Annotated in this window: 21 protein-coding genes; 5 read left to right on the top strand and 16 right to left on the bottom strand. The window is 63.9% G+C overall.

Annotated features, from left to right (window positions below):
• Positions 1-19 precede the first annotated feature (19 nt).
• The 6 genes from dnaN to LZ536_RS08245 all read right to left on the bottom strand — a co-directional run bounded on the left by dnaN (position 20) and on the right by LZ536_RS08245 (position 7921).
• A complete protein-coding gene (gene dnaN / locus LZ536_RS08270) occupies positions 20-1123 on the bottom strand; it encodes a DNA polymerase III subunit beta (protein WP_249848016.1) in 1104 nt (367 codons plus the stop codon).
• Between the two features lie 72 nt (positions 1124-1195).
• Entirely contained in the window at positions 1196-1765 is a 570-nt protein-coding gene (locus tag LZ536_RS08265) for a fasciclin domain-containing protein (RefSeq protein ID WP_249848015.1), read from the bottom strand.
• A gap of 95 nt (positions 1766-1860) precedes the next feature.
• Complete coding sequence (locus tag LZ536_RS08260) at positions 1861-3261, bottom strand: hypothetical protein (RefSeq protein WP_249848014.1); 1401 nt, start codon at positions 3259-3261, stop codon at positions 1861-1863.
• Positions 3262-3335: 74 nt separating this feature from the next.
• Positions 3336-4583, bottom strand: a complete 1248-nt coding sequence (locus tag LZ536_RS08255) for a spinster family MFS transporter (protein WP_348538822.1) — start codon at positions 4581-4583, stop codon at positions 3336-3338.
• A gap of 66 nt (positions 4584-4649) precedes the next feature.
• Positions 4650-5516, bottom strand: a complete 867-nt coding sequence (locus LZ536_RS08250; protein WP_249848013.1) for an alpha/beta fold hydrolase — start codon at positions 5514-5516, stop codon at positions 4650-4652.
• An 8-nt stretch (positions 5517-5524) separates the two neighbouring features.
• Complete coding sequence (locus tag LZ536_RS08245; RefSeq protein WP_249848012.1) at positions 5525-7921, bottom strand: TonB-dependent receptor; 2397 nt, start codon at positions 7919-7921, stop codon at positions 5525-5527.
• Positions 7922-8045: 124 nt separating this feature from the next.
• Here LZ536_RS08245 and LZ536_RS08240 point away from each other — a divergent pair, with 124 nt between their 5' ends.
• Complete coding sequence (locus tag LZ536_RS08240; protein WP_249848011.1) at positions 8046-8675, top strand: TetR/AcrR family transcriptional regulator; 630 nt, start codon at positions 8046-8048, stop codon at positions 8673-8675.
• Here LZ536_RS08240 and LZ536_RS08235 read toward each other — a convergent pair.
• Genes LZ536_RS08235 through LZ536_RS08225 form a run of 3 tightly spaced genes read right to left on the bottom strand, consistent with a single transcriptional unit; the run spans position 8672 to position 11069 of the window.
• A complete protein-coding gene (locus tag LZ536_RS08235; RefSeq protein ID WP_249848010.1) occupies positions 8672-9832 on the bottom strand; it encodes a class V aminotransferase in 1161 nt (386 codons plus the stop codon). The genes LZ536_RS08240 and LZ536_RS08235 overlap by 4 nt on opposite strands.
• Positions 9829-10563, bottom strand: a complete 735-nt coding sequence (locus LZ536_RS08230; RefSeq protein ID WP_249848006.1) for a tryptophan 2,3-dioxygenase — start codon at positions 10561-10563, stop codon at positions 9829-9831. The genes LZ536_RS08235 and LZ536_RS08230 overlap by 4 nt, the downstream gene beginning before the upstream one ends.
• Positions 10564-10601: 38 nt before the next feature.
• The gene (locus LZ536_RS08225) at positions 10602-11069 is read right to left on the bottom strand and encodes an outer membrane protein assembly factor BamE (RefSeq protein WP_249848005.1); all 468 of its coding nucleotides are present in this window, start codon (positions 11067-11069) and stop codon (positions 10602-10604) included.
• Positions 11070-11193: 124 nt separating this feature from the next.
• Between LZ536_RS08225 and LZ536_RS08220 the strand changes: the two genes are divergently transcribed.
• Positions 11194-11703: a ubiquinol-cytochrome C chaperone family protein gene (locus LZ536_RS08220; protein WP_249848003.1), complete on the top strand. Its 510-nt coding sequence runs from the start codon at positions 11194-11196 to the stop codon at positions 11701-11703.
• Positions 11700-12224, top strand: a complete 525-nt coding sequence (locus LZ536_RS08215; RefSeq protein WP_249848001.1) for a YceD family protein — start codon at positions 11700-11702, stop codon at positions 12222-12224. Before LZ536_RS08220 ends, LZ536_RS08215 begins: the two co-directional genes overlap by 4 nt.
• A 309-nt stretch (positions 12225-12533) precedes the next feature.
• On the opposite strand, the gene LZ536_RS08210 is transcribed toward LZ536_RS08215, so the two are convergent.
• On the bottom strand, positions 12534-13049 hold the full coding sequence (locus LZ536_RS08210; RefSeq protein WP_249847999.1) for an SRPBCC family protein: 516 nt from the start codon (positions 13047-13049) through the stop codon (positions 12534-12536).
• A gap of 178 nt (positions 13050-13227) precedes the next feature.
• Here LZ536_RS08210 and LZ536_RS08205 point away from each other — a divergent pair, with 178 nt between their 5' ends.
• The gene (locus LZ536_RS08205; protein WP_249847997.1) at positions 13228-13926 is read left to right on the top strand and encodes a winged helix-turn-helix transcriptional regulator; all 699 of its coding nucleotides are present in this window, start codon (positions 13228-13230) and stop codon (positions 13924-13926) included.
• A 202-nt stretch (positions 13927-14128) separates the two neighbouring features.
• Here LZ536_RS08205 and LZ536_RS08200 read toward each other — a convergent pair whose 3' ends face one another.
• Positions 14129-14767: an EF-hand domain-containing protein gene (locus LZ536_RS08200; protein ID WP_249847995.1), complete on the bottom strand. Its 639-nt coding sequence runs from the start codon at positions 14765-14767 to the stop codon at positions 14129-14131.
• A 79-nt stretch (positions 14768-14846) separates the two neighbouring features.
• A complete protein-coding gene (locus LZ536_RS08195; RefSeq protein WP_249847993.1) occupies positions 14847-15197 on the bottom strand; it encodes a PilZ domain-containing protein in 351 nt (116 codons plus the stop codon).
• Positions 15198-15310: 113 nt separating this feature from the next.
• Between LZ536_RS08195 and LZ536_RS08190 the strand changes: the two genes are divergently transcribed.
• Entirely contained in the window at positions 15311-15754 is a 444-nt protein-coding gene (locus tag LZ536_RS08190; protein WP_249847991.1) for a hypothetical protein, read from the top strand.
• A gap of 3 nt (positions 15755-15757) precedes the next feature.
• Here LZ536_RS08190 and ssb read toward each other — a convergent pair whose 3' ends face one another.
• Genes ssb through LZ536_RS08170 form a run of 4 tightly spaced genes read right to left on the bottom strand, consistent with a single transcriptional unit; the run spans position 15758 to position 19124 of the window.
• Positions 15758-16255 carry a single-stranded DNA-binding protein gene (ssb, locus tag LZ536_RS08185; RefSeq protein WP_249847989.1) on the bottom strand — a complete coding sequence of 166 codons (498 nt, stop codon included), beginning with the start codon at positions 16253-16255 and terminating at the stop codon, positions 15758-15760.
• Positions 16256-16306: 51 nt separating this feature from the next.
• A complete protein-coding gene (gene feoB / locus LZ536_RS08180) occupies positions 16307-18157 on the bottom strand; it encodes a ferrous iron transporter B (protein ID WP_249847988.1) in 1851 nt (616 codons plus the stop codon).
• Complete coding sequence (locus tag LZ536_RS08175; protein WP_249847986.1) at positions 18154-18429, bottom strand: FeoA family protein; 276 nt, start codon at positions 18427-18429, stop codon at positions 18154-18156. Before LZ536_RS08175 ends, feoB begins: the two co-directional genes overlap by 4 nt.
• Positions 18430-18467: 38 nt before the next feature.
• Positions 18468-19124, bottom strand: a complete 657-nt coding sequence (locus LZ536_RS08170) for a COQ9 family protein (RefSeq protein ID WP_249847985.1) — start codon at positions 19122-19124, stop codon at positions 18468-18470.
• Position 19125 lies beyond the last annotated feature (1 nt).

Below are 19125 nucleotides of genomic sequence, written 5' to 3'. Positions count from 1 at the left end.
CACCGGCCGCAGGCGTCGATCACACCCGCATCGGCATGAGGACATAAAGCGCCGGGCTGTTGTCGTTCTCGCGGAGCAGCGTCGGGGCGGCGGCGTCGGCCAGATGGACTTCAACCGTGTCCCCCTCGATCTCGTGCAGGATGTCGAGGAGGTAGCGGGCGTTGAAGCCGATCTCGATATTGTCCGAGCCATAGTCGGCCGCGAGCTCTTCGGTCGCCGTACCGCTCTCGGGAGAGGTCACCGACAGGGTCACCTTGTCACGGTCGACCGCCATTTTGACCGCGCGCGTCTTCTCGCTGGCGATGGTGGCGACGCGGTCGACACCGGCCGAGAAGCTTTTCGGATCGAGCTTCAGGAGCTTGTCGTTCGCGGTCGGGATGACGCGATTATAGTCGGGGAAGGTACCGTCGATCAGCTTGCTGGTCAGGATGGCGCTGCCGAGGCCGAAGCGGATCTTGGTCGCCGACAGCGACACTTCGACGGTACCCTCGACCTCATCCAGGAGCTTCCTGAGCTCGCCCACGCACTTCTTTGGGATGATGACATCCGGCATGCCCTCGGCGCCGTCCGGGCGGTCGACGGTGACGCGCGCCAGACGGTGGCCGTCGGTCGCGGCCGCCTTCAATTTGTCGTCGGCGACGTGGACGAAAATGCCCATGAGGTAATAGCGGGTCTCCTCGCTGGAGATGGCGAAGCGGGTCTTGTCGATGATCTGCCGAAGCGTTGCCGCCGGCAGCTCGAAACGGGTCGGCAGCTCGCCCTCGGCGATCACCGGGAAATCGTCGCGCGGCAGGGTCGACAGGTTGAAGCGTGAACGACCGGCGACGACCTGCATCTTGCCTTCGGCGGCGGTCAGCTCGACCTGGCTGCCCTCCGGCAGCTTGCGGACGATGTCGAAAAAAGTGTGAGCCGGGACGGTGGTAGCGCCGGCTTGCGCAACCTGTGCCGGGACGCTCTCGTCGACCTGCAGATCGAGATCGGTCGCCATCAGCCGCAGGGAGCCGTCGTCACGGGCTTCCATCAGCACGTTGGAGAGGATGGGGATGGTGTTGCGGCGCTCGACCACGGACTGCACATGGCCCAGGCTCTTCAACAGGGTCGCCCGCTCGATCGTCGCCTTCATCACTACCCCTTCGCGCGTCTTTCAGCTCGTTATAGCGAGGCGAAAGGCGCGCGGAAGGGGGTAATCGACGCGTTACGATGCCTTGTTGGGCATGAGCACCGCATCGGTGTGGTGAATGACGCCATTGGCCATGGTGTCGTCGGCCTTGACGATGGTCGCCTTGCCGCCGGCGGCGTCGGTCAGGACGATCTTGTCGCCGTCCTTGGTCGCGGTCAGCACTTCGCCGCCCATCGTCGCGAGTTCGGCCTTGCCCTTGCCGTTGTCGATCGCCTTCGCGATGTCTTCGGCAAGCACAGTGCCCGGCAGGATTGAATAGGTCAGGGTCCGAGTCAGCTCGGGGCGCCCCTCCGGCTTGGTCCAATCCTCGGTCGTGCCGGGGGGCAGCTTGTCGAAGGCGGCGTCGTCGGGGACGAACACCGTGTAAGGCCCCGCGCCCTGGAGCGTCAGGTCGAGGCCGGCCGCCTTGGCCAAACTGGCGTATTTGCTGTTCGCATCGAGGCTGGCGGCAATGGTCTTGTCGCCGGCCTTTTTGACCGCCTCCGTGCCGTTGGCTGCGGCCTCCTTGCCTTCCTGGTTCTTGTTGCAACCGGCAAGGGCGATGAGGCCCACCGCAAGGCCAAGCGAGATCATGCGCTTGTTCATCATACTCTCCCAATTTTTGACTGACTGGCCGAAGCCCGGCGGGGTGGAGCATCGCTCCAATCCCCGCCGGGCCACCGGCGTGTACGCATGTTGGTTTAGACGATTGCCCGGACGATCGAGGTCACCAGCTGGGTCGTCGGGTCGACCGCGTAGATGTAGCCGTTGTTGTAACGGTACCAAGTGTCCGGCGTGTCATGGTAGGTAGTCCGATAGGCGTACGGCACATTGTAAGCCGAATAGCCGACCGGCAGCGGCTGGCCGACTGTCAGGCCGCCGGTCAGCAACGCCGCGACTGCCGATATCAACGAGGTCGAACGATCGACCTGGTAGATCGCACCCGGCGCGTAGCGATAATAATAATCGCCGCTGTCGTAATAGCTGCCGCGATAGGCGTACGGCACGTTGTAATAGCCGTAGCTCGACGGCAGGATCTGGCCGACGCCATAGCCATAGTCATAGGTCGGGATGACGTCCTGGATCAGGCCGTTGGCGCAGTTCGTATTGTACACGTAGCCGTAGCCGTACTGGTAACAGTCATATGCCGTGTTCGGATAGAATGCGTCGTAGTAGGACGGACGATAATAGTTGTTGGCGTAGTAAGGCTGCATCGGCTGGCCGAGCAGCGCCGCGCCAAACAGCGGCACCATCGAATTGATCAGGTTGTCGCCCCGATCGACGCGATAGAGATAGCCGCCGCCATAGCGGTAATAATAGTCGTCATTGTCCAGGTAGAGCGGGCGGAATGCGGCCGGCAACGACTCAAGCGCGGCAATCCGGCTCACCGCACCGAGCGGCTGCCCGATGTACCTCGCCGCCTGGCCCGGAGGCAGGCAGCCGTTGTGCTTCTTGGCCAATCCCGGCGGGCAGCCATCTACCCAGCCGACGCGGCGCACGAAGAGATCGTCGCGATCGACATCCCGGAAGCGGACGACGCCGTGATCGACGTCGCGGACGCGAAACACCTTCTCGCCCTCGGCGAAGCGGACATTGCCGCGAGCACGGATATGGTCCTCCCCAAATACTCGGGCATTATTGCCGCGCTCGGCATTCAGGACGCGCATCTCGTGGCCGCGATTGCCGCGGTCCTCGAAGCGAGCCATGCCCTGTCGATTGTTGTCGCCCTGGTGGTTGTCGTTGCCACGGGCGCGGAAACCATGGTTGCCCTGGTTCCCCTGAGCGTTCTCACGAACGCGCATGCGCTCGCCATTCTGGCCGTGTCCGCGATTCTGGCCCTCGGCGAACATCTGGCGGTTGCCACGCTCGCGGTTGCCGGGGTCGGCTTTCATCTGGCCGCGGTCTCCCCCCTGGGCCTGAGCTCTCATCTGGCCACGATCGCCTCCTCCATGAGAGGCGCGAGCCTGGGCGCGGTCACCGCCGCCGCGTTGAACCTGGGCGTCGTTGCCGCCGCCATGACCACCGTGCCCACCCTTGTCAGCGAGCGCCGGTGCTGTGATCGCCAGCGCCGCTGCACTGGTCGCGAGCATCCAAATGCGCATGGAAACTCTCCTTTCAACGAGAGAAAACCAACGCAAAACGGGGTCGTTCCCCCGTTCATCGGCGCGACAGGCTCCTAGGCCTCTTTCACCCAGTCGTTACGGAGCCGACCCACCGCAACGAACATTAGCAGGGCCGCAAGAAGGTAAAAACCGAGGCAGGCGGTGGCCGCATAACGGAGGGCCTCGGCGCCATAGCTGGCCTTAAGGCCGTCCGAAATCGCGCCCATCAACAGTGGCCCGACGCCCAGCCCAATCAGATTATTGATGAACAGGAAGCTGGCCGAGGCCGTCGATCGTAAGGCGCGCGGCACCAAGTGCTGGACTGCGGTCGTGACGGGTCCGAGCCAAAGGATATTCAGCGCGTTCGGCACGAGGAGCAGCAGCCACGCCACCTTGAGGTTTGATGCCATGAAGCCCGCAAAAAAGAAGGGCGCAGTTACTAGCCAGGCTATGGCCGGGAGTCGCGCATACCAGCGGCGGTCGGCAGTCCCCAGACGGTCCGCCAGCCAACCGCCCGCGAACACTCCGAACGTGCCACCGATAAGAAGGAGCGAGGCAAAGAAATGCGCCGTCGAAAGCAAATCGAGCCCGAAGCTGCGGATAAGGATCGAGGGGGTCCAGAGCGCAAGGCCATAGCCGCACAGCGAACTGCACGACGAGGCGAACGCCATCAGCCAAAAGGTTGGCTTGCGGGCGACGATCGGGAACGTGCTGAACAAAGAGGGTGCGGTCTCGGACATCTTTGCGCGCGGCAGGTCGCGGACGAGAAGCAGCATGACGGGGGCCAGCAACAGGCCGATTGCGCCCATGACGATGAACGCAGCCCGCCAACTGATCCAGGATGTCAAATAGGCACCGGCGAGTGCACCGCCAGCAAGGCCGAGCGGGACACCCAATGAGTAGATGGCCAGCGCCCGGGCGCGTTTCTCGGGTTCGAAATAGTCGGCAATGAGCGCGTAAGACGGAGCAACGCCGCCGGCTTCGCCGACACCCACGCCGAGCCTGTAGAAGAACAGTTGGCCATAGCTGAGCGCGGTCCCGCACAGCGCCGTAAAGCCGCTCCACACCGCCAGTGAACCTGCAACCACCCAGCTGCGCCGGGTGCGGTCGGCGAGGAGCGCAAGCGGCACTCCGAGAAAGGAGTAGAGCATCGCGAAAGCAAGGCCGCCGACTGCCCCAAATTGTGCGTCCGTGAGATTGAGGTCGGCCTTGATCGGGGCAGCAAGGATGCCGAGCATCTGCCGGTCGAGGAAATTGAGGATATATGCAGTCAGCAGCACGCCAAGCACGACATTGCGGTTGATGCTTTTCGCTTCCGTCACCGCTTACTCCCCTGCCCGCAATCGGTCCCCGCCTGATGGCACGGGCAAATCAGCATGGCTAGCCGCTCAGGGGACCCGCACCAGGAACGAGTGGATGGCGGACAACGATTCCGGCTCGGCAAGCGTCGGGGCATGGCCGACGCCCGGGATGACGGCGAAGTCCAGGGCGGGTGCCTTGCGCCGCATGCGTTCGGCGATGGCCGCCGAAAGAATGTCGGAATTCTCGCCGCGGATCACGAGGGTCGGGACCCTTTTGGCCAGCCTTCGAAGGGCGAACCAGGCGAGCAGGCTCGACGTCTTGGTCTTGGCTCCAGGCGCCGAAGCAATGGCTGGGTCGTAGTCGAGCACCGGTCCCCCCGGAGAATCGCGGAAAGTGCGGCGTGCCAGGTGCTGCCAATCGGCCGGGCCGTAGAAGGGCCACGCGCTTTCGTAGATAATACGGCAATAGTCGGCAGCGTCTTCCCAGGTGCGGACCACTGGCGCCTTCCCGGCATAGGATTGAATGCGCGCAATGCCCGCCGGATCGACGGCCGGGCCCACATCATTGAGAATTGCGGCCCAGATCAACTTGGGGCGCAGCAACGCAACCACGAAAGTGATCAATCCGCCCATCGACGTGCCGAGGAAGACGGCCTTGGGGATACCGAGCGCGCCGAGGAAGCCGATGACATCCTGCGCGTAGAATTTCGGATGATAGTGCTTGGGCGCCGGATCCCAGTCGGACTTGCCGCGCCCGCGTACATCCATGACGATCACCCGCCGGCCGCTCTCGGCAAGGACCGGTGCCAAATCCTCGAAATCCGCGGAGTTGCGAGTGAAGCCGTGGAGGCAGAGGACGGGAAGATGCTTCTCCCCGCCCTTTGCCGGATAGTCGCGGGCATAAAGCGACAGCCCGTCCGGCGTCGTCCAACGCCGTTCGCTAAACCCCGTCATCGGACCGCTCAGTAGCGAGCAGTGAAGCGCAGCGTGAAAGTCCGCGGAGCCCCGTAATAAACGGTTCTGATGCTACCCACCGACGAGAATTCCTGGGCGTCGGTCCGGTACTCCTTGTCGAACAGGTTATTCGCATAGAGGCCGAGAGCCAGATGCTTGCCGAGGTCTTCCCAAACAATGCGGGCATCGGCGAGCCAATAGCCCTTCTGGAATAGTCCGGGGACCTCGACATCGGTGCCGGTGCCGTTGGTCGATCCGCCAGGCGTCGGCGGATAGAGGATGTAAGTGTTGTCGACGGCGAGAGCGGTGCGGCTCTTATATCGGGCCTGGCCGCCAATGGTCAGGTTACCAGCATTGCCGATTTCGAAGCTGTACTGAGCGCCGCCTCGGATCGTCCATTTCGGGCTAAAGGCAGGTGTTTGGAATGCGCGGCTCCCGTTGGGAAACGGCGGACCGCCGACGCTGCCATCCGGGAATCTGGTGTCGTCGAATTCCTTATATTCGGCGTCAAGGTAGCCCACTTGGCTGTCAAGAAGCAGGCCACGCACTGGTGTCCATGCCGCTTCGAGTTCGGCACCTTGGATCCTCAGCTTGCCGGCGTTCAACACCGACAGTAGCGGAGTACATGAGAGCGTTATCGGATCGATCTCTCCACAGCCGCCCACTCGCGCCTGGAAATCCTTATAGTCGTTGTGGAATATGGTCAGGTTGAGTGTCAGCTGATCGAACCAACGTGTTTTCACGCCCGCTTCGTAAGACGAGACAGTTTCAGGGTCGTATTCGGTCGATTCCTGAACGCTGTTTGCCCGGCCGTTGAAACCGCCGGATTTGAAGCCCTTCGACACCTTGGCATAAACCATGACGTCTTCGGTCGGGTGGTAATCGATGCTCGCCATCGGCGACCAATCGTTCCAGTGATCCTTCCCGGAAAATGGAAAGATGTCGTAGAAAGCGCCGCCGATGTAGCGGGTTGTCGAACGATCATAGTCCTTGGATTCGTGAGTGAACCGAATGCCAGCAGAGAGATTCACGTTCGGCATGACCGCATAGGTGCCGTTGACGAAAGCGGCGTAGCTCTTGGTACTCAGGTCATCGTCAATCGTGCGCAGGAATGCGGGCGGAGCGACGAGTGGGCTGAATCGGAGATAGTCGGATCCGTAGGCCTCCTGATGAGACTTGATTCGCTCATTCAGGTAATAGAGCCCCGCAACACCGGACAGCCTTTCGCTTTTGTACAGGGCCTGAAATTCCTGGCTGAACTGCTTTTGGTCGACACCGACAAAAACATCGCCCGTGTTCCAAATCGACGCATCGATATCGATATTGTCCGCCGTATCCATCTTGCGCAGTGCGGTGATTGATTTCAGGGTCAACTGGTCGCTGACATCGTAAGCGACGGTGCCGGATAGGCCGCGATGTCGCAGCTCCAGCGAGTTCGGCAGATTTGGCGAGATTTGGGCGGTGAAATGGTATCCGTCTTCGTATAGGTTGCCGACAGGCAGGATCGTGCCGAAAAATGGCGTGTAGGCTGTCGTCAGATCGTTAAGGGGCTGGCCCACGGTCATTGCCGTGTCTTCCCAGGTGTAGTCGCCGCTGATGTCGATCCGCAGGTTCTCGATCGGCGTGATGGCGATGTCGCCGCGCAGCGCCTTTGTGTCCTTGTCGTTATATTCGCGGTCGTTCAGCTCATCCTTGACATAGCCGTCGTGCTTCGAAGTGAGGAGCGCCAGGCCGAGCGAAATGCCGGCGGCGATCGGGCCGGAGACAACTCCCTTGGCCTCGAACTGGTTGTAGCTGCCAATGGCAATCGAGCCGCTGGCGCGGAAGTCGTCGCCGGGCCGGTGCGTCACGACCTTGAGTGCGCCGCCGATCGTGTTCTTGCCGTAGAGCGTGCCCTGCGGGCCGCGCAGGACCTCGATCCGATCAATGTCGAGCAGGTCGAGCTGCGTTCCACGGATTCGCGACAGGTAGACGTCGTCGACATATACGCCGACGGCTGGGTCGAACGTCTGCAGTGCGTCGGGCTGGCCGACACCACGAATGTAGATATTCATCGCATTCGACGAGCCGCGGCCCTGGACGATGTTGAGGTTGGGAACCGCGCCTTGAAGACCGGTCGGGTCAACCGCCTGGAGGCGATCGAGGGTGCGCTCGTTGAAGGCAGAGACCGCCGCCGGAACATCCTGCAGGCGCTCCGAGGTGCGACGCGCGGTAACGGTGATGTTCTCGTCGGTCGCCGTGTCCTTACCTTCGTCGTTGGCGGCCGTGGTGGCTTCCGCCGACGCAGGTTGGTCATTGGCCTGCTGATTGGTTTCTGCCGCAGTTTGCGCCGACGCCGGCACTGCAAAAATGAAGGCTGCGCTCGAGCCGAGAAGAATGGCGCGAGCAAGATCGATCTTGCGCATATATAAGCCCCTCCGATGTGACGGTCTCCGGCCAGTGCCGGTTGCGCCGCCATTGAGACGGGGTCATAATGAAAGTTGAACCGACTTTCAACTTTGGTCGGGCGGAAACCGGGGGATAGCGGCAATGGTGCAACAGTCGGTCGAACCGGTGCTCGCCGCAGGGTCAGCAAAAACGCCGCGCACCGCACGTGGCGAAAAGACGATGCGCAAGATCCTCAATGCGGCACTGGCCGAGTTCGGCGAGCGGGGATTCTCGGAAAGTTCGATCGTTTCCATCACCAGCCGCGCCAAGGTCGCGCTCGGGACGTTCTATACCTACTTCGACAGCAAGGAGGCCCTGTTCGCCGCGCTGGTCGAGGACATGTCGGCCCAGGTCCGTGAAGAGGTCGCGCCGGCCCTGTCCGAAGGAGCCGACACGCTCGATGCCGAGCGGCGGGCGCTCGCGGCCTATTTGCGCTTCGCGGCCACCCACAAGGAAGTCTACCGGATCATCGACGAGTCCGAGTTCGTCGCGCCGGAAGCTTATCGCCGGCACTATGAGACCGTCGCCGACCGCATCGCCTCGCGCCTGGAAACCGGAGCCTGCAAGGGCGAAGTGCGGGGCCTGACAGCGCTGGAGCGCGACGTTCTCGCCTGGGCTGCGATGGGAATGAATGTGTTCCTCGGGCTGCGCTTTTCGGTGTGGGGCAAGGAGGATGCCGAGGAAGTTGCGGCGATTGCCAACCGGATCCTGCGTGCGGGACTGGAGCCCTAGGCCAGGTCCTTCGCCAGCCCCGCCAAGGCCGCAGCGTCGGCCTCATCATGATAAATAGCGAAGCCGATCCGCAGCACTTCGCCGCGGACATCGGTGATGCAGCCGCGCTCCATCAACGCCGCGTTCCATTCGGCGGCTTTCGGACTCTGGAAGGCGAGGAAACGCGAATGCTGACCGCCCTCGAGGGGGTTGAGGAGCTCCGCGCCAGAGAGTGCCGTTCCCTCAATGGCGGTCAGCAATCGCCGCTGGCGGCTGGTAACGTGGGCGCTGATCGCGGCGGTCGTCAGGCCTTCCTCGCCGAGCATCCGCTGGATGGCGTTGAAGCGGTAGAGCGCCGAAGGATCGAACGTCGCGCCCATGAACCGCATGGCGTCGCGGGTGTAGCCGACCGAACTGCCCGGGGGCGCCGTAAGGTCGCCGAACTCGGCGTACCAACCCGTTATCGGCGGGCGGGGGCCGTAACCCGGCGGGCAATGCATGAAGGCCATGCCTTCGCCGGCCATCGCATATTTATAGCCGCCGCCGAGGAAGAAAGCGGACTGAGCAGTGGTTTCCAAAAACGGATTCTCGATGGCCATGAAGGCATGGTAGCCGTCGATGACCACCCAAGGGCCCATAGGATTTGCGAGTGCGCCAAGTTCTTGTGATCGCTCGAATATCCGGCCGCTGTTGAAGAGGACCCGGCTGACGAAAATGAGGTCGTGCCCGCCGCCCTGCGCAGCGGACAAAAAACGGTCGGAAAACGTGTCGAACGGCTCGGCGGCGACGCGGGTGACGACGGCGTCGCCATCTTCTTCCCAGCGGGCGAACTGGCGGCGGGCGCTGTGGAATTCGCCGTCGCTGGTGAGGATCCGGACCGGCCCCGAGCGCGGCACGGCGGCAAAGAGGCGAATGACGAAATCATGGGTGTTGGACGAAAAGACGATGCGGTCGGCGGGCACGCCGCCAAGCTCGCGGGCGACATGGCCCTGAGCCTCCGGCCAGACCTCGCCCATCACCTTGTCCCACTTGCGGTCGGCGAGGGCGGCGGCGTCGAGCCAGGCCTGCTGCTGGCCGGCGAAACTGGCGTCGGGCCAGAGGTGATGGCTGTGGGCGGCGAAATGCAGCCGGTCCGGCGCGGCGCCGAGGCTGCGCGAGAACAGGCGCTTGAAGCTCAAAGCTCCGTCCGAAGCGACCAGAGTTCGGGAAAAGCGCGCTTGTCGAGCGTCGAGCGGAGATAGGCCGCGCCGGCCGAGCCGCCGGTGCCGCGCTTCAAACCGATGATCCGTTCGACCGTCAGCACATGCTTGTGCCGCCAGGCGGCGAGGGCATCGTCGACGTCGACCAGCTTTTCGGCAAGCTGGTACAATTCGAACCAGCGGTCGGCGTCCTTGTAGACTTCGAGCCAGCTGGCGGCGCCGGCCTTGTCGCGGGCGGCGTCGGCGACTTCCCACAGGCTCGGCTCGGCCAGCGCCCGGGTGAGGCGGGCATGGCCCTCTGTGCCGCCTTCGTAATAATCGAGGAACTTGGGGTCCTTGATGCCGAGGCGATATTCCAGCTCGCGGAATTGCGCCGACTGGAAGCCGGAAGAGGTGCCGAGCACATGGCGGAAGGCGGAATAGTCGACCGGGGTCAGGGTCGCGAGCACGTCCCAGCTCAAGGTCATCACCGACTGGATGCGGCTGACCCGCGACAGCGCCTTGTAGGCCTCGGCAAAGCGATTGTCCTCGACCAGCGCAATCGCCAGCGCGACCTCGTGCAGCATCTGCTTTAGCCAGAGCTCCTTGGTCTGGTGAATGACGATGAACAGCATTTCGTCATGCAGGTCCGACAGGGGCTGCTGGGCGGACAGCAAATCGTCGAGATGCAGATATTCGGCATAGGTCATGCCGGCGGGTGTCGCGGTCATGCGACCCCCGTTAGGGCAAACGGCGTTCCAGAAAAAGCTTACTGGCCGGGGGCGTTGCCGGGAGCGAGCGCGCCACTGTTCAGCGCGCCGATATTGCCGAACAATTCGTCGAAGAAGCTTCGCTTGCGGCCAAGCGTCGGCGTCTTGTCGTCGACCGGCGAAATGTTGACGACCAGTTCCTTGCCCGTGCTGTTGACGGCGGCGACGTTGCCGGCCTGGTCGAAGTGGACGTGGAGGACCTCCTGGTCCGTCACTTTCTGGCTGCGGAAGGCGACCGACTTGGTGTCGCGCGAGACATAGAACCAGTCGCTGTCGTTGAACTGGCCCGTGAAGCTGGGACGGCCCAGGGTCTTTTCAACCGACGCCTTATTGTCGACGCCGACCTGAACGGCCGAAGCGAGCTCCTTGTCGAGCACGTAGCCCTTGTGCTCCTTAATGCCGAGGCAGCCGCTGAGGAGGGTCACGCCCACAAGCGCCGTTGCAACGCTGACGAACTTCGACGCCATGAACTTCAAACTCCTTCGTTTTCCCGGCCAGCTTGCGCTCAGGCGGCGCCGCCTCAATATGCGGTGCGGCGTCGGGCAGCAAGTGACTCCGCTGCCGCTTAAAGCAAGCTGAATGGGAAGCTGAATGCGCCTGCCCTTTTTCCAACCCAAGGCCCTGGCCGATGCCGGGCCGCTCTACCGGGCGATCGTCGCCGAGGCGCGGCGGCCAGACTGGTATCGCGAAGCGCAGGTCCCCGACACGCTGGACGGCCGCTTCGCCGTGCTGACGACCCTGCTTTCGCTCGCCGACATCAGGCTGGAACGTGGCGCGGACCCGGCTCGGGCGCTGGGGCCACGGCTGGCCGAAGCATTCATCGCCGACATGGACGTGCAGATGCGTGAACAGGGTTTTGGCGACCCGTCGCTGGGCAAGCAGGTGCGGATGATGGTCGGCGCGCTGGCCTCGCGCATCGACCGCTGGCGCCGGGCGGTCGAGGCCATCGACCCGTGGGACGAGACGACGCGCATGAGCCTGTACGGGTACGCGGTGCCCGAAGGCAAAGCGAGCGCACAGGCGGTCGAGGCGACGAAGCTTTGGTGGCAAAGGCTGCAGGCAACGGGTGATTCGGCCCTGATGACGGGACAGATGGGATGAGCGAAAGCTTCGAAGCGCGCCTGCCGCTGGCGCAGATCCGCGACGGCGAAAGGGTCGACCTCAATGCGGGCGCCGAGGAATGCGCCGCCATCGCCAAGCGGCTCGGCCTGCTGTCGCTCGACCGGCTGGAAGCTCATGCGGTGCTGGGCCGGGATGGCGAGAAGATCACCGCCACCGGCCGCATCAAGGCGGCGCTGAGCCAAGCCTGCGTCGCCAGCGGCGAACCGGTGCCGGCGCGGATCGACGAGCCCTTCGAATTGCTGTTCCTGCCCGAGCCGGAAGGGCGGCCGGACGAAGAAGTGGAGCTTGGCGAGGGCGAGCTGGACGTCGTCTTCCACGACGGCGCCGCGATCGAGCTGGGCGCGGCCGTCGCGGACACGTTGAGCCTGGTGCTCGACCCCTATCCGCGCGGGCCGAATGCCGAGGCGGCGCTGAAAGCGGCGGGCGTGCTCAGCGAAGAGCAAGCGGGACCGTTCGCGGCGCTTGCAGCGCTAAAGAGCGAGAAGCCCGACGAAGCCTAGAGCCCGGAATGGGTGGAAAGCGGACGCCCATTGACGCCGGCCCACATTTTTAGCGCCACATCATGCCAGCGTCCGCGTTCGCGCGCAGGCGCTGGCTGGTTGGATTGCCGACCAGGTTTTCCGCTTCTCAGAACTCGCCCTAACCTGACCAAAACGGTCGCGGAGTCCGTAAGGATTGTGAACTAAAGCGATGCAGGAAAGTGCCTCGGCAATCAGGCGACGGCATTGGCCGGGCTCATATGGCCTGGCCAACGCCGCGCGCCTCGACACGATGACTTATCGAGCAATCGGCGGGTCGAAACCGCCCTGCTACTTGGCGAACCTTGCCTTGATCTCGCCAAGTCCGGCTTCATAAACGCCGCCCAGCGCATCGCTGGCGGCCTGTTCCTTGCCACGCTCCGGAATGTAAGAACCGGACCAGGTGATGGTCGAAGTCCCGTCGCCCTTGGCGGTGACCTTGATTGTCGACTTGTAATTCGAGACCGGAAGGGGGCTCGACAGGAAGCGGTAGGAGTAGGTGTGCTCCGCCTCATTTCTCGCCGCTTCAGTCTCTACAAAGGCGGCCTTCCCGTCCTTGGTTACGAGGATCCGGGTCGGCGGCGCCTTGCCGTCCTCGATGCATTGTCCGACCGGAGGCAGCCAGTCCTTGATCGCGCAGAATGGGCCGATCAACGACCATACGGCCGAGGCGGGTGCATGCACATCGGCGCTGCGTGAAATCACTGCGGCGGAGGCCGGCGCAGTGCCGCCAACGAGGATTATCGCCGCCGCAATTGCCGCACGGAAGGTCGGCGCTGCAGTCCAAGCATTCGAAAAGTTTCTCACAGAATTACCTTTGTCGTTTGAGCGTTGAGCCGGATCGATCGGATCCGGGAGCGCGGCGGGCTAGCGACAGCAGTCGCACGCAGCCAGTTCAGAGACTGAATCTGCCCAGTACAGAAAGTGAACTAGCGGCGGCGTCCGTTTCGAACCTATAGCGGATGCCATTGGAATCGAGGGAAACGTGGCCGCCGGAAGTTACAAGCAATTCTGCCCAGTCGCGATGGCGGCCGAGATCCTGTGCACAAGGTGGACCGTGGTCCTGCTTCGCGAGCTCGTCGCCGGCTCAACCCGCTTCAACGACCTGCGGCGCGGCGTTCCGCGCATGTCCCCCGCCTTGCTGTCCCAGCGCCTCAAGGAACTTGAAGCTGCGGGAATTGTCAGGCGTGAACGATCGGATTCTGAGCCCGGTATTCTTGAGTATCGGCTGACACCGGCCGGACGGGAGCTCGATAAGATCGTCGAGGGATTCGGTATTTGGGGCCAACGCCGGGTCAAGGCCGAGCTGTCACTCCAGAACCTCGATGCCCAATTGCTGATGTGGGATTTGCGGCGGAATCTGAACCCGACGCCCCTGCCGCGACGTCGAAATGTGATTCAGTTCATCTATCCGGAACTCCCGGCCAACCGGCAATCCTGGTGGCTGATCGTTGACCCGACGGACGGTGTCGATCTCTGTTCGATCGATCCCGGATTCGAAGTCGACCTCTATGTATCGGTCGACCTGCGCACCATGACCGCGATCTGGATGGGGCTCGATACGGTTCGCGCGGCGGTCGGGAACAATCGGATGCGGTTGACTGGCGATCGAGACATCGCCTCAGCCATGCAATCTTGGCTCGGCCTCAGTCCGTTTGCAAAGGAGCAAAAGCTCGCAAGCTGAGGGGCCGGACTCCCAAGCGTCAGGCATCGGCCATTGCCGTGGACGAAGGCCAGATGGCAAAGACCGAAGCGATCGCCATGAGGGACCATATATCCAAATAGCCTTGTGGCAGGAATGGGTCGGAAGCGGATGTGCGCAATGGGTCGGCGGTGACACACTAGCGGGATTCCCGCTTTCGCGGGAATGACGAAATTGGCTGATCCTAGTGCGTGCCGTGCGCGTGGCGGCCTCGGTCGGGGGCGCGGGCCGGGGCGAGTTCGTCCGCGGTGAGCTTGTTGTCGCCGTTGAGATCGTGCTGGGTGAAGCGCTTGCGGGCGGCGGCCCGAAACTCATCCAGCGATACCGAACGATCGATGTTGATGTCGGCCATGGCCACCGGTTCCGGGACGGCCGTGGCATCGCCGAACAGGCCGGTCTCGCCCGTGCCTTGCCTCTGGACGCCGTCGCCGTCGCCATCGTCCGCATAGTCGACAACCGCATGCCTGGCTTCCGAAATCGGCCTGATTCCGCCAGCCATCCTGACCTGGGCGGGGGCAATCACGTTTTCGTAATTGCCCATCTCGTCGGAATCGATGACCCCGTCGCCGTTGGTGTCGAGGCGATGGAAGAATCTTTCGGCATCGCGAAGCAATTCGGTGCGATTGACCGCGCCGTCGCCGTCCGTGTCGGCCTGGGCAATCCATTTCGTCACCGGCGAGCCGCCACCGGCATCGCCCTCGAGGGGTTCGCCCATCAGGCTGAGGTAGACGGGCGTGCGCGGCGAAAATTGCGGATGGTCCGGCGGCTGGGTGGCGGCGGGAAGGGCCATCCCCAAGAGCGATAATGCTAGGACCTGGCGCATCGCATTCATCACCCCGCAAAATTGCAGCAGACGGACAAGGCTCCTGAGCGCACCGTCATGAACCCCGCCTTACAGCAGCCTATTCGCGCGTCTTCCTGAAGGCGGCAAGGGCCGTCGAGCGCTGGGCCAGAGCGGCGACGTCGCGATGGCCGAGCTCCGTGTCGAAACAGATGCCCATGACGCGGCCATCCTGCCAGCGGACGACCGCACCGCGCGCCAGGGTCCCGCAGTCCAGCTGCACCGCCGCGCCGACCGGCAGTGACAGCGGGCAGTCCAGCTTGGCGCCGCCCGCGGACAAATCGAGAATCTGCACGGCATGGCGATCGCCATTGGCCTGAAGAAAGGCGGGCAAGGCGACTTCGACGCGCGGAAAGGCGCGGCGGTCGGCAAAAGGATCTGTGTCCTGCGCTTTGGGTGCGGGTGTTGCCATATTCTCGCTAGCGCTCCGTTTAGCACCCGGATGCTGCCAGAGTGTAAACGACGGACGGCAATGGGTCGAAAGCGGATGCAAGCGGCGTTATGGTCTGCCGGACAGGGGGTTCGATGCGGCTGACATTCACCAAGCGCGACGGGAAATATGACGATCTGCTGATCGAGCGCCCCGATGCGGCGCCCGAGACGATCCGGAACCCCAAGCAGGGCATCATCCCGCACGACATGATCCATTATGCGGTGGAGAGCGTGCTCGCCCATCGCGGCTTCCTGGGCATGGTCGCCGGGGGCGACGCGGCGGTGTTCGCGACGCAGGGCGGAGAGTCGGAAGAGGCGATCGAGCGGCTGGTCGAAAGCTTCCAGGCGGAAATGTGGGGCGGCCGAGTGCCTGCGGACGAGCTGCTGGAGACCTACAGGATCGCCTGCGAGGCGCGCGGGCATGCCGCCGCGCCGGTGACGGCCGAGGATGTGGATGGGGTGCGGGCGACGCTCGACGACCTGACCGCTAAGTGGGCGGCCGTGCCGGTCAACGGATCACTGACGGTCGAGTTCTAGACCTTAGAAGGGAACGTCGTCGTCCAAATCGGTGTCGAAGGCCGCCGGTTGCGGACGCGATTGCGGGCGAGAGCCGCCGCCACCGCTGTAGCCGCCACCGAAGTCCTCACCGCCGCCACCGAAGTCGCTGCGACCGCCGCCGCTGCCTTCGGCACGGTCGAGGAGGACGAGCTCACCACGGAAGCGGTTCAAGACGATCTCGGTCGTGTAGCGGTCGTTGCCCGACTGGTCCTGCCACTTGCGGGTCTGCAGCTGGCCTTCGAGATAAACCTTGCTGCCCTTGCGCAAATAGGACTTGGCGACCTTGCCCAGATTCTCGTTGAAGATGACGACATTGTGCCACTCGGTGCGCTCCTGGCGCTGGCCGGAGGACTTGTCGCTCCAGCTTTCCGACGTGGCGACACGGATGTTGACGACCTCGCCGCCATTGTTGAGCGAGCGCGCCTCAGGATCGGCGCCGAGGTTCCCCACCAGGATGACCTTGTTCACGCTTCCCGCCATTTCCGCTCTCCTCAATTCCAGTTTGAACGAGCGATAGGACGGGCGTGGTGCTTAGCCAAGGCCGAATGCGACGGCGGTCCAGTAAGTGAGGCCGGCGGCCGCATAAGCGAGCACGAACAGGTAGCCGACCATGAAGCCGGTCCACTTCCAGCTGTTGGTCTCGCGGCGGGTGACGGCGATGGTCGAGATGCACTGCGGCGCGAAGATGAACCAGACGAGGTAGGCGAGCGCGGTGGCAAGGCTCCAGCGGCTGGCGAGACGGTCCTCGAGGCTGGTCAGCTGGCCCTCGTCGCTGGCGTCGAGCGCATAGACGGTGCCGATGGCCGAGACGGCGACCTCGCGCGCAGCCATGGTGGGCAAGAGCGCGAGGCTGATGTCCTGGTTGAAGCCGATGGGGGCAACGACCTTGTGGATTGCTGAGCCGATGTAGCCGGCGATGGAGACTTCGCTCTGTTTCTGGCCCGGGCCGGCCTGCGGGAAGCTGGCGAGCGCCCAGAGGACGATGGTCGTGCCGAGGATGATGGTGCCGGCGCGCTTCAGGAAGATGAGCGCACGTTGATAGAGGCCGAGCGCAATATCGACGAGGCGTGGCATCTGGTATTTGGGCAGCTCCATCATGAAGGCGCCGCCCCTGCCCTTCACGACCGAGCGGCGGAGCGCCCAGGCGGCGAGCAGGGCGCCGGCGATGCCGCCGATGTAGAGCAGGAACATCACCAGGCCCTGCAGGCCGATGCCAGGGCCGACCGCGCGGTTCGGGATGAAGGCGGCGATGATCAATGTGTAGACCGGCAGGCGCGCGGAGCAGGTCATCAACGGCGCGACGAGGATGGTCGTCAGCCGGTCCTTGGGATCGTCGATCGTCCGCGTCGCCATGATGCCGGGGACCGCGCAGGCGAAGCTCGACAGGAGCGGAATGAAGGCGCGGCCCGAGAGGCCGGCGGAATGCATCAATTTGTCCATCAGGAAGGCGGCGCGGACGAGATAGCCGGTCGCTTCGAGGACGAGAATGAAGAGGAAGAGGATCAGGATCTGCGGCAGGAAGACGATGACCGCGCCGACGCCCGCGAAGACGCCGTCGACCACCAAGGACTTGAGGACACCGGCGGCAAGCGCATTGCCGACGATATTGCCGAGGCTGGTGATGCCGGCATCGAGCGCGTCGGCGGGAACCGTCGCCCAGGCGAAGACCGCCTGGAACATGATGAAAAGCACCGCGGCGAGGATGATCGGGCCCGCGACGGGGTGCAGCAGGACGGCGTCGAGCCGGTGGGTGATGCGGCGGACCGGGGTTTCGCGGAGGATAGCCGCCTCCGCGACTTCGCGAGCGCGCTTTTGCAGGTGGATGAGGTCGGGCGGCGGCAAGTCCTTGCCGTGAACCGCGCGCTGGTGGCCGAGCTCGCTTTCGAGACGGCCGAGCAAGTCGGAGATCCCGCGGCGGCGGACGGCGACGGTCTCGATGACCGGCACGCCGAGCTCGGCTTCGAGCTTGGCAGCGTCGAGCTCAAGCCCGTCACGCTTGGCGAGGTCGACCATGTTGAGCGCCACGACGGTCGGGCGACCCAAAGCGATCAGCTGCAAGGCGAAGCGCAGGTGATTGTCTAGGTTGGAGGCGTCGAGGACGATCAGCAAAGCGTCGGGCAGGCGCTCGCCCTGCTGGCGGCCGAGAAGGACGTCGCGGGTGACCGCTTCGTCGGGGCTGTTCGGGTCGAGGCCGTAAGAACCCGGAAGGTCGATCAGCTCAGCCGGCGCGCCCGACGGCAGGATGGCGCGGCCGACATGGCGTTCGACAGTGACGCCCGGATAATTGCCGACCTTCTGACGCGCGCCGGTCAAGGCGTTGAACAAGGCGCTCTTGCCGGCATTGGGATTGCCGACCACCGCGATCAAAGGCTGGGGGTTCATTTTGCGATCGGGACGACGTGCACGGCGCGGGCATGGGCGCGACGGATGGCGACGGTCATTCGGCCGACGCGCACGGCGAGCGGATCGCGGCCGAACGGGCCGAGGTGCAAGGCCTCGATGGTGACGCCTTCGTCGAAGCCGAACTGGCGGAGGCGGCGAGCTGCGCTTTCCTCCAACGCGGCCCAATCGATGGATTGGATATGCGCGCGCTTGCCGAGCTCGAGCGAATCGAGCGGAATCGCAAAGGCTTGGGCAGGCTGGGCCGCATTCATTTGCGACTGATTATCAATAACGAGAGGAAATTGGAACCCTAGTGCGGCGGGTAGCGCAGGCGGCCGAGGAAGCGGCTGATGCTCGGGCGCTGCTCGCTGCTGCCCTTCCAGCTGGCCTTCCACTTCTCGAAGCTCATGACGTTGGCGATTCGGCGATCGAGGAAGGCACTGGTTTCTGCCCAGCCTTCGCTCTGGTCGTCGAGCCAGGCGACGAGCGTGGAGGCATAGACCGCGCTCAAGGTCAGGCGCTTGGTATAATGGTTGAAGTCGGTCGCCTTGTCGCCGGCCAGCCGCCACATGAGGTCGGCGCTGTGCCAGCCGGTCTTGAGCCCGGTGGCGACATTCTGCGGCATGGCGAGGATGGTGAGGGCAGCGCGCACCGCTTCGCGCGCCGGTCCCATGGCCTGGAGACGGAACCAGATTTGCTCGCGGATTCGGTCCCGGATCTTCATGCCGGCGATGACGTCAGGCGTGAAATGCGCCTCCATCGCCGCGTCGACCGCCTCGATATAGGCGCCGATCTTGCCGAGCTGGTCCTTGGGGAAAGCCAGGCGGGCGATGGCCGGATCGACCCCGTGGGTGGCGGCGGCGGCCTCGACCGCTTTGTCGCTCCAGCCGTCGAACACGGCATTCTCGCCAACCGCGAGCGCGAGTTGGGCGCGGACGGCTTCGAGAGGAGTCGGTTGGTCGGCCATG

This window comes from Sphingomonas alba, from assembly GCF_023516555.1.
GTDB lineage: Bacteria > Pseudomonadota > Alphaproteobacteria > Sphingomonadales > Sphingomonadaceae > Sphingomicrobium > Sphingomicrobium album.
Note: the sequence above shows the minus strand (reverse complement) of the source record. Positions and strands in the feature narration are given on the sequence as shown.

What these genes read in the sequence shown, in the direction of transcription:
- LZ536_RS08175 (WP_249847986.1), bottom strand. Translation starts at nt 18,429, where the DNA reads ATGAATGCGGCCCAGCCTGCCCAAGCCTTTGCGATTCCGCTCGATTCG.
- dnaN (WP_249848016.1), bottom strand. Translation starts at nt 1,123, where the DNA reads ATGAAGGCGACGATCGAGCGGGCGACCCTGTTGAAGAGCCTGGGCCAT.
- LZ536_RS08220 (WP_249848003.1), top strand. Translation starts at nt 11,194, where the DNA reads ATGCGCCTGCCCTTTTTCCAACCCAAGGCCCTGGCCGATGCCGGGCCG.
- LZ536_RS08265 (WP_249848015.1), bottom strand. Translation starts at nt 1,765, where the DNA reads ATGAACAAGCGCATGATCTCGCTTGGCCTTGCGGTGGGCCTCATCGCC.
- LZ536_RS08190 (WP_249847991.1), top strand. Translation starts at nt 15,311, where the DNA reads ATGCGGCTGACATTCACCAAGCGCGACGGGAAATATGACGATCTGCTG.
- LZ536_RS08215 (WP_249848001.1), top strand. Translation starts at nt 11,700, where the DNA reads ATGAGCGAAAGCTTCGAAGCGCGCCTGCCGCTGGCGCAGATCCGCGAC.
- LZ536_RS08245 (WP_249848012.1), bottom strand. Translation starts at nt 7,921, where the DNA reads ATGCGCAAGATCGATCTTGCTCGCGCCATTCTTCTCGGCTCGAGCGCA.
- feoB (WP_249847988.1), bottom strand. Translation starts at nt 18,157, where the DNA reads ATGAACCCCCAGCCTTTGATCGCGGTGGTCGGCAATCCCAATGCCGGC.
- LZ536_RS08170 (WP_249847985.1), bottom strand. Translation starts at nt 19,124, where the DNA reads ATGGCCGACCAACCGACTCCTCTCGAAGCCGTCCGCGCCCAACTCGCG.
- LZ536_RS08250 (WP_249848013.1), bottom strand. Translation starts at nt 5,516, where the DNA reads ATGACGGGGTTTAGCGAACGGCGTTGGACGACGCCGGACGGGCTGTCG.
- LZ536_RS08260 (WP_249848014.1), bottom strand. Translation starts at nt 3,261, where the DNA reads ATGCGCATTTGGATGCTCGCGACCAGTGCAGCGGCGCTGGCGATCACA.
- LZ536_RS08240 (WP_249848011.1), top strand. Translation starts at nt 8,046, where the DNA reads ATGGTGCAACAGTCGGTCGAACCGGTGCTCGCCGCAGGGTCAGCAAAA.
- LZ536_RS08200 (WP_249847995.1), bottom strand. Translation starts at nt 14,767, where the DNA reads ATGCGCCAGGTCCTAGCATTATCGCTCTTGGGGATGGCCCTTCCCGCC.
- ssb (WP_249847989.1), bottom strand. Translation starts at nt 16,255, where the DNA reads ATGGCGGGAAGCGTGAACAAGGTCATCCTGGTGGGGAACCTCGGCGCC.
- LZ536_RS08195 (WP_249847993.1), bottom strand. Translation starts at nt 15,197, where the DNA reads ATGGCAACACCCGCACCCAAAGCGCAGGACACAGATCCTTTTGCCGAC.
- LZ536_RS08230 (WP_249848006.1), bottom strand. Translation starts at nt 10,563, where the DNA reads ATGACCGCGACACCCGCCGGCATGACCTATGCCGAATATCTGCATCTC.
- LZ536_RS08225 (WP_249848005.1), bottom strand. Translation starts at nt 11,069, where the DNA reads ATGGCGTCGAAGTTCGTCAGCGTTGCAACGGCGCTTGTGGGCGTGACC.